This window comes from Jannaschia seohaensis (genome assembly GCF_900116765.1).
Lineage (GTDB): Bacteria > Pseudomonadota > Alphaproteobacteria > Rhodobacterales > Rhodobacteraceae > Jannaschia > Jannaschia seohaensis.
Window position 1 is genome coordinate 494864 of record NZ_UETC01000002.1, and the last position, 14119, is coordinate 508982.

Sequence of the window (14119 nt, forward strand, 5' to 3'; positions counted from 1 at the left end):
CTCCGGGGCGTGGGCGGAGCGCAGGAAGCCCGCGCTGGCGCGCCTCTGCCTGCGGCGCATCGGGCGGAGCCTCCGCGTGACACTAGGACGCGGCTGGACAGAGGTGAAACGCGGTCCGCGCGTGGCGCGGGACGCCCCTATCGGCCCCATGACCGGATCGGCGGGATCGCGGCTCGCCTCTCCCCGATCGACAGCCGATGCCCGGGCGGGCGCGCACCGATGAGCCCGACCCGCCGCATCGCCACCTTCGCGGCGATCTTCTTCCTCGTGAACCTCGCCTTCGACGCCTATCGGGCCGGGGGCGTGACCGTGGGCGCGCTCGGCTCGGCCCTTTTCATTACAATCGCCGGAACGGTCATCTATGTTCTGGTCCTGCGCTGGCAGGCGCGTCGCGACAAGGAGTAGCCGCAATGCTCGACACCACCGAGACCGAAACCCAGCTGCGCATCGATCTCGCCGCCTGCCTGCGCCTCGCCGCGCGGGAGGGCTGGAACGAGGCGGTTGCCAATCACTTCTCCGCCGCCGTCAGCGAGGACGGCAAGCGGTTCCTGGTAAACCCGCGCTGGAAGCATTTCAGCCGGGTGAAAGCCTCGGACCTGCTGCTGGTCGATGCCGACGATCCCTCGACGATGGACCGCCCCGACGCGCCGGACCCGACCGCCTGGAACATCCACGGCGCGCTCCACCGCCGCCTGCCGAACGCGCGGGTCGCGCTGCATCTGCACCCGACCTATCTGACGGCGCTGGCGGGGCTGAAGGATCCGCGGATCCTGCCCATCGATCAGGTCACGGCGCGCTGGCACAACCGGCTGGCCTACGACATGGCCTTCGGCGGCATCGCCCATGAGGCCGAGGAAGGCGAGCGGATCGCCACCACCTTCGGCAATCACGACGCTGTCCTGATGGGCAATCACGGCGCCACCACCATCGGCGCCACCGCCGCCGACGCCTATGACGCGATGTACCACCTGGAGCGGGCCGCCCGGACGATGGTGCTCGCGCTCTCGACCGGCCGCCCGCTGGCGGTGATGGATGACGCGCTGGCGGAACAGACCGCCCAGGGCTGGGAGACGGACGGCGCCGAGCGGCAGGCCCATTTCGCCGAGATGAAGGCCATTCTCGACGTCGAAGAGCCGGACTACGCCGAATGAGGCGTGCCGCGCCGCTGGTTGTGATGGCCGCGGCTCTTGCGGGCTGTGTCGGCCTGTCCGGCGCAGTGCCGCTCCGCCCTGGTCTGGCCGGGGGCGAGACGCCGGCGGCGATCCAGCCCGGCACGGTCTATCGCTGGTCCGTGAGCGGCGAATTCGGCGGCCAAGCCATCCCGTCGGGCACCATAACCCTGCGCGCGGTCTCGGTCACCGCCGAGGAAGCGCGCCTGACCGGCACGATTGCCCTTCCCCTCGGCGAGGAGGCCGACCTGACACCGGAACGCCAGCGCGAGGCCATCGCCGCACTCGACGCCGTCATCGGCCGCGACACGGAGGCCGAGATCGTCGATGGCGCGCTCCGCTTTCCGGCGGAGATCGTGCTGGACGCCGACCGCCGCGCCGTCGCCTCGCTCAGCCTCTCGCCCCGCGTTCGGCACGAGCCGCATGATTGCAGCCGGGTCCCGGGGGACTGCGTGACGCGCACCATTCTGCCCGATGGCAGCGCCATCCGCGTCGAGATCCGCCAGACTGAGCGGGACGGCATCTGGACGGCCCGCAGCCGCGCCGATGACGGCACGGCCACGACAACCCGCTATTCCGTGGACCCAAGCGGCGTCCTGCTCGACAGCGTGCTGGTTCAGCGCGCCGCCGGGGGCCGTGGCACCTTCACCCTTCGGAGGCTCTGACATGCCCTATCGCCTCGTGCCCCTCGTCCTTGTGCTGGCCGCCTGCGCCACCCCCACGCGCCCGCCCCCGGTCGACCGGCCCGACCTCTACGAGACCACGGATGCGCCGATTCCCTTCGCCGTCCGACAGCTCTTGCCCCGCGGCGTCCTGCCATCGGATGTCCGCGTCCGCGCCAATTGCTACGGCTACGCCGCCGGCGGCACCGTCTATCCCGTCCTCGTCCCGCGCAGCGGGCAGTACTGCATCTAACCGGAGGCCCTCATGTCCAAGGTCATCAAGAACGGCACCATCGTCACCGCCGATCGTCAGTGGAAGGCCGACGTGCTGATCGAAGGCGAGAAGATCGCCGAGATCGGCGAGAACCTCTCGGGCGACGAGATCATCGACGCCTCCGACGCCTATGTGATCCCCGGCGGCATCGATCCGCACACCCATCTGGAAATGCCCTTCATGGGCACCACCGCCGCTGAGACCTTCGAGTCCGGCACCTTCGCCGCCGCCGCCGGCGGCACGACCATGCTGGTCGATTTCTGCCTGCCGGGCGAGGATGGGAGCCTGCTCAACGCGGTCGATGCCTGGGACGCGAAATCCAAGGACCAGATCTGCACCGACATCTCCTACCATATGGCGATCACCGGCTGGAACGAGACCATCTTCAACGAGATGGAGACCGTCGTGAAGGAGCGGGGGATCAACACCTTCAAGCACTTCATGGCCTATAAGGGCGCGCTGATGGTGGAAGATGACGAGATGTTCGCCTCCTTCCGGCGCTGTGCGGAACTGGGCGCCCTGCCCCTGGTCCATGCCGAGAACGGCGACGTCGTGGCCGCCCTGCAAGAGAAATACATGGCCGAGGGCATCACCGGCCCCGAGGGCCACGCCTATAGCCGTCCGCCCGAGGTCGAGGGCGAGGCCGCCAACCGCGCCATCATGATCGCCGACGCGGCGGGCTGCCCGCTCTACATCGTCCATGTCTCCTGCGAGCAGGCGCACGAAGCCATCCGCCGCGCCCGCCAGAAGGGCATGCGCGTCTATGGCGAGCCGCTGATCCAGCACCTGACCCTCGACGAGAGCGAGTATTTCAACAAGGACTGGCAATACGCCGCCCGCCGCGTCATGTCCCCGCCCTTCCGCTCCAAGGAGCACCAGGACGGGCTCTGGGCCGGGCTGGCCGCCGGGTCGCTGCAAGTCGTGGCGACCGACCACGCCGCCTTCTCGGACGAGCAGAAGCGCATGGGCGTCGGCGACTTCACCAAGATCCCCAACGGCACCGGCGGCCTGGAGGAGCGGATGGCGATGCTCTGGACCAAGGGCGTCGAGACCGGCCGCCTGACGCCCGAGGAGTTCGTCGCCGTCACCTCGACCAACATCGCCAAGATCCTCAACATCTACCCGCTGAAGGGCGGCATCAATGTCGGCGGCGATGCCGACGTGGTGGTCTGGGATCCGTCGATCCACCGAACGGTCTCGGTTTCGACCCAGAAGTCGATCATCGACTACAACGTCTTCGAGGGCATGGAGCTGAAGGCGGCCCCCCGCTACACGCTAAGCCGCGGCGAGGTCATCTGGGCCCATGGCCAGAACTCCCAGCCCCGTCCGGGCCGGGGCAAGTTCATCAAGCGCACGCCCTACGCCTCGGCGTCCAAGGCTCTGTCGAAGTGGAAAGCCCTGAACACGCCGCGCAAGATCGAGCGCGACCCGATGAACATTCCAGCGGGGGTGTAGACCCCCGCTTCGCGCCGGCCACGGGCGCGGTGGGCATCACCCTGCCCGCCGCCCTTCCGGCCACACCGCCCCCGAGCGCGGCGCAATCTCCGCCGGGGGATCGTCCGCGCTCAAGCGGGCACCAGCGCCTCCAGGTCGGGCATGAGGTCGACGCTCTCCTGCTCGTGCGGATCGGTCCGGGCGATGATCGCGACGGCGTCTTCAGTGCCGGGGTTCAGCGGCAGATGCGGCACGTCGGCGGGGATGTAGATCAGATCGCCCGCGCCCATGGTCATGCGATGCTCGAGCCGGTCGCCCCAATACATCTCCGCCTTCCCCGAGATCACGTAGATCGCGGTCTCATGCGTCCTGTGCCTGTGCGCGCGGGCCCGTCCGCCGGGCGGCACGCGCAGCAGATGCATGCAAAGCGCGTCGGCCCCCACCGTCTCTCGCGAGATCCCCTCGAGATAGCTGAACCCCTGCTTGCCCTCGTAGCTCGTCTCGGCACGGAGCTTACGGCACTCCTTCGACATTGCAGACCTCCCTCGGCGATGCGCGGCGCGTCCAGCTTAGCAGGAATCCCGTCGCCGGTCGCGCGGGAAGACGTCTCTGGCGTCGCGCCCACCTCCCGGCAGACTGGATGGCCATAGCCATGACCGCGTTCCCGGCGTAAGGCCCATGCCATGGCCCTCCCACTCCGTCTCGCCGTCCTCACCTACGCCAACGCGGCGCTGGTCTACGGGCTGGTCACCTACCCCGAAACCGGCAGCCTCCCCGCCTCCCTCCAGAAGGTCGCCGTCAGCCTCTGGTGGCTGATCCCGCTCACCACCCCCTTCGCCGTGCTCTTCGCCCTCGCCGGGGCGCCGGTCGTGCGCGCCACGCTCGCCCACACGGCTCATTTCGGCCGCTGGCGCTCGGGCACGCTCGCGACGCTCGCCTTCCTGATCCCGGCCGCAGCCCTCGTGGAGGCCGCTCTCGCCCTCCGCGACGGCTTCTCCCCAGTGCGCTTCGCGATCCAAATCGCGGGCGGCCTGACGCTCGCCGCGCTCTGGGCCACGGTCAGAGGCCGGTAGCCAGCACCAGCTCGGTCTGCGACACCGCCTCGCGGACCCGCTTCGCCTCCGTGTAGCCCTCCGACTCGTAGAACGCGCGCGCAGTCCCCGGATCGTCGAACTCGACGATGATCACGAGCCCCTCGGCCGCGCCCTCCCGCACGTCCGGCGCCGGATCGCGCACCAGCACCCGGCCGCCATATTCGGCGATCACGGGCCCGGACAGCCGTTTGAATTCCTCGAACCCGTCCTTGTCCTGCACGCGGATGCGCGCGACGACGTAACCCTTGGGCATGCCGCCCTCCTTCCTTGCAACCAGCGCAGCCTAGCACGCCGACACCCGGTCAGGCGACACATCGCCTTGGCACCCCGGAGAGCCGCCGCTAGGGTCCGTCCGATCCGCCCGCCACCCGAAGGAAGCAGATGCCTGACCCCGTCATCCGCGCCGACCATCTCGACCTCACCTTCCAGACCGGCGATGGCCCCGTTCATGCGCTGAGCGACGTCTCGCTGGACGTGGCAGAAGGGGAGTTCGTTAGCTTCATCGGCCCCTCGGGCTGCGGCAAGACGACATTCCTGCGCTGCGTCGCCGCCCTGGAGCAGCCCACCGGCGGCACGCTGACCGTCAACGGCATGTCGCCCGACGCGGCCAGACAAGCGCGCGCCTATGGCTACGTCTTCCAGGCGGCGGGGCTCTACCCCTGGCGCACCATCGGCGAGAACGTCACGCTGCCGCTGGAGATCATGGGCTACCCCCGCAAGGAAAGGCAGGAACGGATGCGCCGCGTCCTGGAGTTGGTCGAGCTCGACCAGTTCGCCAACAAATATCCCTGGCAGTTGTCGGGGGGCATGCAACAGCGCGCGTCGATCGCCCGCGCGCTGGCCTTCGACGCGCCGATCCTGCTGATGGACGAGCCTTTCGGCGCCCTCGACGAGATCGTGCGCGACCGCCTCAACGAGGAACTGCTGAGCCTCTGGGCGCGCACCAACAAGACCACGCTCTTCGTGACCCACTCCATCCCCGAGGCCGTCTACCTGTCGACCAAGATCGTCGTCATGTCCCCGCGCCCGGGCCGCATCACCGATGTGATCGACTCGCCATTGCCCGCAGAGCGGCCGCTCGACATCCGCGACACGCCAGAGTTCCTGGCCGTGGCTCACCGAGTCCGAGAGGGCCTGCGCGAGGGGATGGAGGCGGCATGAGCGACCGCCTCTCCGTTCGGGCAGATGTCGCGGCGGGCGCGGTGACCCTGCACGGGTCTGCCGGCTTGGCGGGCGATGGCCCGGCCGTCCTGACCGGACAGGCGCCACCCGGCCGAGCGTCGGTCGCAAGGGAGGCGATGCCAGCCAGCCTCGGCGCGGGTCACGCAAGATCGCACCGTCCGAGATCGCGGCGAAACGAGGATAAAGATAGGTTTCTGCTCCCCTGCCCTCGGCGTTTCGAGTCGGGGGAAGTGGGCCGGCGAGATCGCGGACCGAGCGATCGACACCATGCGCGCGCTAGCCGGCACGACGGTCGCCCCGCAAACCGGCGTGTGCTTCGCGCCGTGATCCGGGGTGAGACGTCGGGCGCTTCCGCGGTTCGTGGGATCTGGACGCCCCTCCGCCGGCCGGGCGCCTGGGCCAGGAAAGCCGAGGGGTTGTCTTCGTTCGTTCGGAACCGCCGACCGATGCGGGCAATCCGCCTCACGATCATGCCAGCAATGGATCCCCGATGAGTCCCGTTGCCCGCATCGTCATTGAACTGGTCTCCATCGCGGTCGCGCTGTGGTTTCTGTTGTCACCCTCCTTCGACGATCTTCCGGCAAAGCGCGCGCTCGACGCCGTTGCGATCTTCGTCATCGGCCTGGCGCTTTGGCGGCTGTTCCAGTTGTGGCGGACGCGATGATCGTTCGACGCGCCACCGCCGAGGACGCTCCCGCCTGCGCGGCCATCGTCCGCCGCTGGCTGGACACATCCGATTGGATGCCAGACGGCCCGAGCGAGGCGGACCTCACCCGGAGCATGCGCGCGGCTTTCCCCCTCCGGGAGGCCTATGTCGCGGAAGATGGCGCGATGATCCTCGGCTATCTCTCGCTCGACCCAGACAGCGACCATATCCGCGGCCTCTATGTCGGCACGCCGGGGCGCGGGACGGGGCGCGCGCTGGTCGAGCGGGCTAAGGAGGGGCGCGACCGGCTGACCCTGAACAGCCACATGCCGAATACAAGGGCACACCGATTCTACGCCCGCGAGGGCTTCGTGACAGTGGAGACGGACCTCCCCGGATCGGACGGCGTGGCGGAGCATAAGATGGAGTGGCGGCGATGATCCTCCGGACGAAGGACACGGGGGGCGCATGGCCCTCCGCATCACGGGTTACGGTCATCGGCTCTCCGGCCTGTACCGCGGACCGAGCCTACCCGGAGAGAGGTAAAGACCCCGTTAACGCTGCGCCCCCGGAAAGGTCGGATTTGAGTATTTTCGAGCCCGTGATGAGACAGACGCCCCCGCTTCTGAACGCTGCGTTAAGGTTAACGCGCGCCCTCTTCATCACGGGTTCACAAATACTCAAATCCCGTCGTCCAACGCATGTGCAACGGAGGATGGGATGACCGACGCGACCGCTCCCGGGGCCGCCATCGGGCGGACGCCACTCCTGGCCCGCATCGCCCATGCCGCAGGTCCCGTCCTCGCCGTCGTGGCCGCGCTGGTCGCCATCTGGTACCTCGCCTGCATCCCGATGAACGCCGCGCAATCGGCCCTGGACGCCGAGCGGGCGGGTTCGGAGCTGTCGACGACCGCGGCCGACCGCCGCAGCATGTCGGGCCTCTCCGTCGCGCTCGCCCACCCCTCCGAGGCCCTCGCAGGCGCCTTCGCGCAGGAGCGGCCGCGCCTGCCCGCGCCGCATCAGGTCGTGGCGGAACTCTGGGACAGCACCGTCGACAAGAAGATCACCTCGCGGCGCAGCCTCGTCTTCCATGCAGGCATCACGCTCGGCCCGACGCTCTTGGGCTTCGCTATCGGCTCGGGCCTGGGCATCCTGCTCGCCATCGGCATCGTCCACAGCCGCGTCATGGATCTGAGCGTCATGCCCTGGGCCATCGCGTCGCAGACGATCCCGATCCTGGCCATCGCGCCGATGATCATCGTGGTGCTGAACTCGGTCGGGGTGCAGGGCCTGATCCCGAAGGCGATCATTTCCGCCTATCTCAGCTTCTTTCCGGTCACGGTGGGCATGGTGAAGGGTCTCCGCGCGCCCTCCCCCGCCGATCTGGACCTGATGCGGACCTGGAACGCGAGCGGGATGCGCACGCTGATCTCCCTGCGCCTGCCGAGTTCGCTGCCCTATCTCTTCGCCTCGCTCAAGATCGCCATCGCCGCGGCCCTGGTCGGCGCGATCATCGGCGAGTTGCCCACCGGAGCCGTCCGCGGCCTGGGCGCGCGCCTGCTCGCGGGCAGCTATTACGGGCAGACCGTGCAGATCTGGTCGGCGCTCTTCGGCGCGGCCATCGTCGCCGCCGCCCTGGTCGCGACCGTGACCCTGATCGAGCGCATCACGCTCAAGCGCATGGGGCTGGCACGATGACCGGGACGCGCAGCTGGATCGTTCCGGTCGCGGGCGCGGCCCTGGCCTTCGCCCTTGCGGCCGCCTGGCTCGGCCCGGTCGCCCTGGTCCTCGTCACCTGGCTTGCGCTCTGGGCGCTGAACGCGCGGCTGGCCGAAGCGCCGGCGGCACGCCTGATCGCGCCCGTCCTGTTCGGGGTCACGCTGCTGGTCCTGTGGGAGATGACGGTGCACCTGCTGGAGGTGCCGACGGTCATCCTCCCCGCGCCAAGCCAGATCGGCGTCGCCTTCTCCAAGAACCTGCCGACCCTCTGGGCCGATTTCGTCCAGACCGTGCTCAAGGGCGCTCTGTCGGGCTGGCTGATCGGCTGCGCGGCGGGGGTCGCGACGGCGCTGCTGGTGGCGCGGTCGGACGTCTTGCGCCGGGGGCTGCTGCCGGTGGGCAACTTCATGGCCGCGCTGCCTATCGTAGGCACCGCGCCGATCCTGGTCATGTGGTTCGGCTTCGGCTGGGAGTCGAAAGCCGCCGTCGTCGTGGTGATGGTGTTCTTCCCGGTGCTCGTGAACACGGTTGCGGGTCTTCAGGACACCGACGCGATGCAGCGCGACCTGATGCGGACCTATGGCGCCTCCCCCGCGCAGGAGCTGCGCTATCTCAAGATCCGCGCCGCCCTTCCCTTCGTGTTCAACGGGCTCAAGATCGCGACGACGCTTGCCCTGATCGGCGCCATCGTCGCCGAATTCTTCGGCAGCCCGACGGTGGGCCTGGGCTTCCGCATCTCGACGGAAGTGGGCCGCTTGAACCTGCCGATGGTGTGGGCCTCGATCACGGTCGCCGCCTTGGCGGGCAGCCTCAGCTATGGGCTCATCGCGCTGCTTGAGCGCCGCCTGACCTTCTGGCACCCTTCGCAGAGAGCGCGTCGCTAGACAGGCGCGCCGCCAACAGGAGAGACCATGAAGACCATCACGACAGCCGCAGCCCTGACCTTGGCCGCAACGACTGCTTTTGCCGATGGGCATGCCGACAATTCCGTCACGCTCCAGCTGCAATGGGTCACCCAGGCCCAGTTCGCCGGCTACTACGTCGCGCTCGAGAACGGCTATTACGAGGACGAGGGCCTCGATGTCACCATCCTGCCTGGCGGCCCCGACATCGCGCCGCCCCAGGTGCTGGCGGGCGGCGGCGCGGACGCGATGCTCAACTGGATGCCCTCGGCGCTGTCGGCGCGCGAGAAAGGCCTGCCGGTCGTCAACATCGCCCAGCCCTTCAAGTCGTCGGGCCTGATGCTGACCTGCTGGAAGGACACCGGGATCACCGGCCCCCAGGACTTCAAAGGCAAGACCATCGGCGTCTGGTTCTTCGGCAACGAGTTCCCGTTCCTGTCCTGGATGTCCCAGGAAGGCATTCCCACCGATGGCGGCGAGGACGGAGTCACGGTCCTCAAGCAGGGCTTCAACGTCGACCCGCTGCTCCAGCGCCAGGCCGACTGCATCTCGACCATGACCTATAACGAATACGGTCAGGTCCTGGATGCGGGCGTCTCCGAGGACGAGCTGGTGACGTTCAAATACGAGGATATGGGCGTGGCCACCCTGGAGGACGGCATCTACGTCCTGGAGGAGAACCTCGAAGACCCGGCCTTCGTCGACAAGATGGTCAAATTCGTCCGCGCCTCGATGCAGGGCTGGAAATGGGCCGAGGAGAACCCGGAGGAAGCCGCTGGGATCGTCCTGGACTATGACGAGACCGGCGCCCAGACCGAGGCCCACCAGGTCCGCATGATGGGCGAGATCGCCAAGCTGACCGCGGGCTCGGACGGCTCGCTCGACCCGGCCGATTTCCAGCGCACGGTCGATACCCTGCTGGCCGGCGGCTCCGACCCGGTCATCACCAAGCAGCCCGAAGGGGCTTGGACCTCGGTGGTGACGGATCAGGCGCTCAACTGAGCCACGAGGGGCGCCCGGCCGGGCGCCCCTTCCGCCGCGACCGACCGCCGCAGCGCGGATCCGCCGGGTATCTAGGCGCGTAGCCAGGGTATGACTTACGACAGACATAAACCCGCCCCGACCGATCTCGGCGATCAGCGGACCGTTCCTTCCATCGACCGCGCCGACGATCCCTCGCTGACCCATGCGGAGCGCGGCGCGCTCAAGCTCGCAGCGGACCGCTCCCGGCATCGCCGCTTCACCGCCCTCTATGACGATCTGATGTCATGACCCAGCCGATCCTCGTCATGGGCGCGACCTCGGGCATCGGCAAGCTCGCCGTCGAGGAGGCCCTGGGCCGCGGCCTTCCGGTGCGCGCCTTCGCGCGCAGCGCCGACAGTTTGCAACGCACCGATCTGCTGGAGCCCTGGCCGGGCGATGCCCGCAGCGCCGAGGATCTCGCGGAGGCGCTCGCCGGATGCCGCGCCGTGATCTACGCGCTGGGGATCCGCGAACGGCTCGCCATGCTCTGGGAGACGGAGACGCTCTTCTCCGACAGCACGCGCCTGCTGATCCCCGCGATGGAGGCGGCGGGCGTCACGCGCCTCGTGGCCGTGACGGGCTTCGGCGCCGGACGCAGCCGCGCGGCGATGAGCGCCCTCGAACGGCTGGGCCACGGCGCCGTGCTGGGCCGTCCCTATGCAGACAAGGATCGCCAGGAAGAGTTGATCGTCGAAAGCGACCTCGACTGGACCATCGCGCGCCCGGTCATCCTGACGAATGGACGCGCGGAGGGGCCGATCCGTGCGCTCGACGATCCGGCAACCTGGCGGAATGGGTTGGTGCCCCGGGCCGGCGTGGCCCGCTACCTCGTGGACGCGGTGGAACAGGGGCTCCACATTCGCCAGGATGTCGTTCTGACCCGCTGACACGCCCATTGTCTCGGGGCGCCGTCCGGGCGAGACTCCGGCCGATGGATCATTTCGCACCGGGCAAGGCCTTGGGCCAAAGCGCGCGCCGCGCGGCCCGGGCAGCCGCCCCGCCCCCTGGCCGGCGCCGATGATCTGGCAGTCGATCCTGCTGCTGGCCCTGGCGGTCGCGGCCTCGGTCTTCGCCACGCTTCAATTCGGGGACGAGGTGCTGATCGCGCTGGGTCTGATCCTGGTGAAGGTCAAGCTGCTCTGGGGCAAGCTGCTCTCGATCAAGCCGCCCGCGCTGTGGTCCTGGCTCAAGCAGCAGGGCGCGGTCTTTCTGCGCAAGGATCTACCCTACAAATATCTCTCCTCGGTGGTGGTTCCGATGACGCTGGGGCGGCGATTGCTGCGGCGGATATCGGAGACGATCTCGCGGCTGCTGGCCCCGGTCACGCGAACGCAGGCGCGGATGATGGCTTGGTATGGACGGCAGACCGGGCTGGCGCGGGCCTGCCTGGCCGTCGCGCTGCTGGGTCTGACGCTGGCGCTGACGGTGAGCACGATCGGCTTGTGGCTGATCCTGTTCTCCGTCAGCATTCCGTTATGGCTGGCGGCGCTGGGGCTGACGCTCGGTCGGATGCTGCTGGCCAGTGCGCAGAAGACGGTCTTCAAGATGATCGCTTTCCTGCAACTCAAATGGCTCTGGCGCGGGCTGCGGCGGCTTCTGCCGCAGGGCTGGCTGGACCGGCAGCGGCGCCTCAATTACCGGCTGGCGCGGGCGGTGATCCGGCGGCGGAAGCTGACGGCGCGCACGCTTGCGGGGCGCAAGGACGAGCTGCGCTATCGCCTCGGCCTGATCCTGGAGATCCTGGCGAGCCGGTTTCGCTGACGGCTCTCGCCGGTCCGGTCAGGGGACCGTGAATTCCAGAGTAGCGACGACCGGCGCCCCACCGGACAGATAGGGCCGGTGATCGTGGGTGTTGAGCGCGACCGACAGCACGTATTCGCCGGGCGAGAGCGCCCCGATCCCCATCGTCGCGGCATAGACCCGGCCGAGCTTCAGCCCGTTGAGATAGAGATGGGCGTGGCCTTCGCCGGAAATATGGGCCGTTCCCTCAGGCATCTCCCGAAAGAGGATGTCTGTGGTCTCGACCTCGATCGTGAACCCGTCCGCGTCGATCTCGTCCGGCACGCTCAGGGTGACGGTCGGAGCCGGGTCGGCCTCGACCCCCGGCATGGCGCCGTGATCCATCGCCGTCTCATCCAGCAGCCGGACGCGGGTGGTGATCTCGCCCGCCTTCTCGAAAAGCAGCGGGAGCGGCACGAGCGCGCCCGCAGGCTCCCGGCTGAGCAGCATGGCGTGAACCCCGTCCATGGCCAGCTGCGCCTCGTCCCCGCCGGGCACGATCAACGGCTTGCCGGGGGCGGTGAGCCCCGACAGCATCCCGACATCCCCGCCCGGCACGCCCAGCAGACGGTCGGGCGGGCCGTCGTTGCGGAGCGTCAGCGCCACCATCCAAGCGCCCTCGCGCCCCGCCATCGGCATGCCGACCGCGTCCAGCACCGCGATCTGCGGCGCCCGCGTCAGCAGCGTCCAGGCGATGGCGCCGAGCGCCGCCAAGAGCGCGGTCAGAAGAAGGGCTCGGATCATCGCTTGCTCCCAAGGCGCGGGTCGGGGCTATGCTACGCCGATGCGTCGATTTGGAAAGATCCTTCCCTGCCTCCTGGTCGCCCCCAGCCCGGCCCTGGCCCACGCGGCCGAGCAGGGCTTCGTCCTTCTGCTGCCCACGGATGTCTACGGCGCCGCGGGCACGGCGACGGTGGCGGCCTCGATGCTGCTGATGGCGGCGGTGCCGGGGCGGCTGGCCGTGGCTCTGTTCCGGCCGCTCAAGACCCCGCTCGCGCCCGCTGGCCCGGTGACGGCCAGTTCTCTGGCGGCCACGGCCGTCTTCCTGACCCTCGTCGCCATCGGGCTGCTGGGGCCCACCGATCCGCAGATCAACCTGATGCCGCTGACCCTCTGGACGGTGTGGTGGATGGGGCTGCTGGTGGTGCAGGGCGTAGCCTTCGACGTCTGGCGCTGGGTGGAGCCGTGGTCCGGGCTCACCCGCCTGCTCTCCATCCCGCCGCCGCTGCGCCTGCCCGCCTGGCTGGGCGCCTGGCCCGCGGTCGCGGGGCTGATCACGTTCCAGGCCTTCGTGCTGATCGACATCGCGCCGAACGACCCGGCGCGGCTGGCCACCGTGGCGCTGAGCTATTGGGCGGTCACGCTGGCCGGGATGCTGGTGTTCGGGCCGGACTGGCTGGCGCGGGCGGAGTTCGTCACCGTCACCTTCCGCCTGATCGGCCGGTTGCGGGCCTGGCATCGCCCCGGCCTGGGCCTGCCGGGCTGGGCCGCGTTGGAGGCCCCGCCTGACCGGGCCCGGGCCGTGCTCTGCCTCACGATCCTTGCCACGGGCAGTTTCGACGGCCTGTCCGAGACCTTCTGGTGGCTCGGCCGCCTGGGCATCAACCCGCTGGAGTTCCCCGGCCGATCCGCCGTCGCGCTCCCGAACCTCGTGGGCCTCGTGGCGGCCATAATTCTGCTGATCGCATTGTTCGCCGCCGCGGTCTGGGTCGGCTGCGCGCTCTCGGCAAGGCTCGGCGCGCCGGTGCCCGTCGGACGCGCCTTCGACGCCTTCGCGGTGACGATCCTGCCGATCGGGCTGGGCTATCACTTCGCGCATTACGTCGTGACCTTCCTGGTGCAGGGCCAATACGTGCTGGCCGCCCTGGCCGACCCCTTCGCCCACGGCTGGTCCCTGCCGCCTTTCGACGCAGTGCGCATCCGGACCGGGTTTCTGGCCACACCGGGTCCCGTCCGCACGATCTGGCTGATCCAGGCGGGCGCCGTCGTCGCAAGCCACGTCCTGGCGGTGCTGATGGCGCATCGGGTGGCGGCGAGGCTGGCGCGGGGCCATCGCGCCGTCGTCGCGCTGCAACTTGGATTGGCGGTGCTGATGATCGGCTACACGATTTTCGGCCTCTGGCTGCTTGCCTCTCCAAGGGGCGCCTGAGGTCCTGCACGGGTTCACAAATACTCAAATCCCGACCCAGCCGGCCCGCGCCCCCCTCGAATGTCTAGAAAATCCTAGACACCCTC

At 69.1% G+C, this 14119-nt stretch carries 19 protein-coding genes; 16 read left to right on the forward strand and 3 right to left on the reverse strand.

Going from position 1 to position 14119, the window contains the following annotated elements:
• Positions 1 to 219: 219 nt before the first annotated feature.
• Genes DTQ71_RS07170 through hydA form a run of 5 tightly spaced genes read left to right on the forward strand, consistent with a single transcriptional unit; the run spans position 220 to position 3560 of the window.
• On the forward strand, positions 220 to 405 hold the full coding sequence (locus DTQ71_RS07170) for a hypothetical protein (protein WP_109563581.1): 186 nt from the start codon (positions 220 to 222) through the stop codon (positions 403 to 405).
• A 5-nt stretch (positions 406 to 410) separates the two neighbouring features.
• The gene (locus DTQ71_RS07175; protein WP_109563582.1) at positions 411 to 1151 is read left to right on the forward strand and encodes a class II aldolase/adducin family protein; all 741 of its coding nucleotides are present in this window, start codon (positions 411 to 413) and stop codon (positions 1149 to 1151) included.
• The gene (locus DTQ71_RS07180; RefSeq protein ID WP_109563583.1) at positions 1148 to 1834 is read left to right on the forward strand and encodes a hypothetical protein; all 687 of its coding nucleotides are present in this window, start codon (positions 1148 to 1150) and stop codon (positions 1832 to 1834) included. Before DTQ71_RS07175 ends, DTQ71_RS07180 begins: the two co-directional genes overlap by 4 nt.
• A gap of 1 nt (position 1835) precedes the next feature.
• Complete coding sequence (locus DTQ71_RS07185; RefSeq protein WP_109563584.1) at positions 1836 to 2084, forward strand: hypothetical protein; 249 nt, start codon at positions 1836 to 1838, stop codon at positions 2082 to 2084.
• Between the two features lie 12 nt (positions 2085 to 2096).
• Positions 2097 to 3560, forward strand: coding sequence for a dihydropyrimidinase (hydA, locus tag DTQ71_RS07190; protein ID WP_109563585.1), 1464 nt, complete (start codon positions 2097 to 2099; stop codon positions 3558 to 3560).
• 110 nt (positions 3561 to 3670) lie between these two features.
• Here the strand turns inward: hydA and DTQ71_RS07195 are convergent, their stop codons facing one another.
• Positions 3671 to 4072 carry a cupin domain-containing protein gene (locus tag DTQ71_RS07195; RefSeq protein ID WP_109563586.1) on the reverse strand — a complete coding sequence of 134 codons (402 nt, stop codon included), beginning with the start codon at positions 4070 to 4072 and terminating at the stop codon, positions 3671 to 3673.
• Between the two features lie 150 nt (positions 4073 to 4222).
• Here DTQ71_RS07195 and DTQ71_RS07200 point away from each other — a divergent pair, with 150 nt between their 5' ends.
• Positions 4223 to 4612, forward strand: a complete 390-nt coding sequence (locus DTQ71_RS07200; RefSeq protein ID WP_109563587.1) for a hypothetical protein — start codon at positions 4223 to 4225, stop codon at positions 4610 to 4612.
• On the opposite strand, the gene DTQ71_RS07205 is transcribed toward DTQ71_RS07200, so the two are convergent.
• On the reverse strand, positions 4599 to 4886 hold the full coding sequence (locus DTQ71_RS07205; RefSeq protein WP_109563588.1) for a DUF1330 domain-containing protein: 288 nt from the start codon (positions 4884 to 4886) through the stop codon (positions 4599 to 4601). The genes DTQ71_RS07200 and DTQ71_RS07205 overlap by 14 nt on opposite strands.
• Positions 4887 to 5014: 128 nt before the next feature.
• Between DTQ71_RS07205 and DTQ71_RS07210 the strand changes: the two genes are divergently transcribed.
• From DTQ71_RS07210 to DTQ71_RS07245, 9 genes are all read left to right on the forward strand, one after another.
• On the forward strand, positions 5015 to 5794 hold the full coding sequence (locus tag DTQ71_RS07210) for an ABC transporter ATP-binding protein (protein ID WP_109563589.1): 780 nt from the start codon (positions 5015 to 5017) through the stop codon (positions 5792 to 5794).
• A 511-nt stretch (positions 5795 to 6305) separates the two neighbouring features.
• The gene (locus DTQ71_RS23425; protein ID WP_170125328.1) at positions 6306 to 6479 is read left to right on the forward strand and encodes a hypothetical protein; all 174 of its coding nucleotides are present in this window, start codon (positions 6306 to 6308) and stop codon (positions 6477 to 6479) included.
• Positions 6476 to 6901: a GNAT family N-acetyltransferase gene (locus tag DTQ71_RS07215; protein ID WP_109563590.1), complete on the forward strand. Its 426-nt coding sequence runs from the start codon at positions 6476 to 6478 to the stop codon at positions 6899 to 6901. Before DTQ71_RS23425 ends, DTQ71_RS07215 begins: the two co-directional genes overlap by 4 nt.
• 280 nt (positions 6902 to 7181) lie before the next feature.
• Positions 7182 to 8159 (forward strand): ABC transporter permease, encoded by a 978-nt coding sequence (locus tag DTQ71_RS07220; protein ID WP_109563591.1) that lies wholly within the window; start codon positions 7182 to 7184, stop codon positions 8157 to 8159.
• Positions 8156 to 9064, forward strand: coding sequence for an ABC transporter permease (locus DTQ71_RS07225; protein ID WP_109563592.1), 909 nt, complete (start codon positions 8156 to 8158; stop codon positions 9062 to 9064). The genes DTQ71_RS07220 and DTQ71_RS07225 overlap by 4 nt, the downstream gene beginning before the upstream one ends.
• 27 nt (positions 9065 to 9091) lie before the next feature.
• Positions 9092 to 10084 (forward strand): ABC transporter substrate-binding protein, encoded by a 993-nt coding sequence (locus tag DTQ71_RS07230; protein ID WP_109563593.1) that lies wholly within the window; start codon positions 9092 to 9094, stop codon positions 10082 to 10084.
• A gap of 90 nt (positions 10085 to 10174) precedes the next feature.
• On the forward strand, positions 10175 to 10354 hold the full coding sequence (locus tag DTQ71_RS07235; RefSeq protein ID WP_109563594.1) for a hypothetical protein: 180 nt from the start codon (positions 10175 to 10177) through the stop codon (positions 10352 to 10354).
• Positions 10351 to 10992: an NAD(P)-dependent oxidoreductase gene (locus tag DTQ71_RS07240; protein ID WP_109563595.1), complete on the forward strand. Its 642-nt coding sequence runs from the start codon at positions 10351 to 10353 to the stop codon at positions 10990 to 10992. The genes DTQ71_RS07235 and DTQ71_RS07240 overlap by 4 nt, the downstream gene beginning before the upstream one ends.
• Before the next feature lie 130 nt (positions 10993 to 11122).
• Positions 11123 to 11866 carry a hypothetical protein gene (locus DTQ71_RS07245; protein ID WP_109563596.1) on the forward strand — a complete coding sequence of 248 codons (744 nt, stop codon included), beginning with the start codon at positions 11123 to 11125 and terminating at the stop codon, positions 11864 to 11866.
• Between the two features lie 18 nt (positions 11867 to 11884).
• Here the strand turns inward: DTQ71_RS07245 and DTQ71_RS07250 are convergent, their stop codons facing one another.
• The gene (locus DTQ71_RS07250; RefSeq protein ID WP_109563597.1) at positions 11885 to 12628 is read right to left on the reverse strand and encodes a copper chaperone PCu(A)C; all 744 of its coding nucleotides are present in this window, start codon (positions 12626 to 12628) and stop codon (positions 11885 to 11887) included.
• 40 nt (positions 12629 to 12668) lie between these two features.
• Between DTQ71_RS07250 and DTQ71_RS07255 the strand changes: the two genes are divergently transcribed.
• Positions 12669 to 14033 (forward strand): hypothetical protein, encoded by a 1365-nt coding sequence (locus DTQ71_RS07255; RefSeq protein ID WP_109563598.1) that lies wholly within the window; start codon positions 12669 to 12671, stop codon positions 14031 to 14033.
• Positions 14034 to 14119 lie beyond the last annotated feature (86 nt).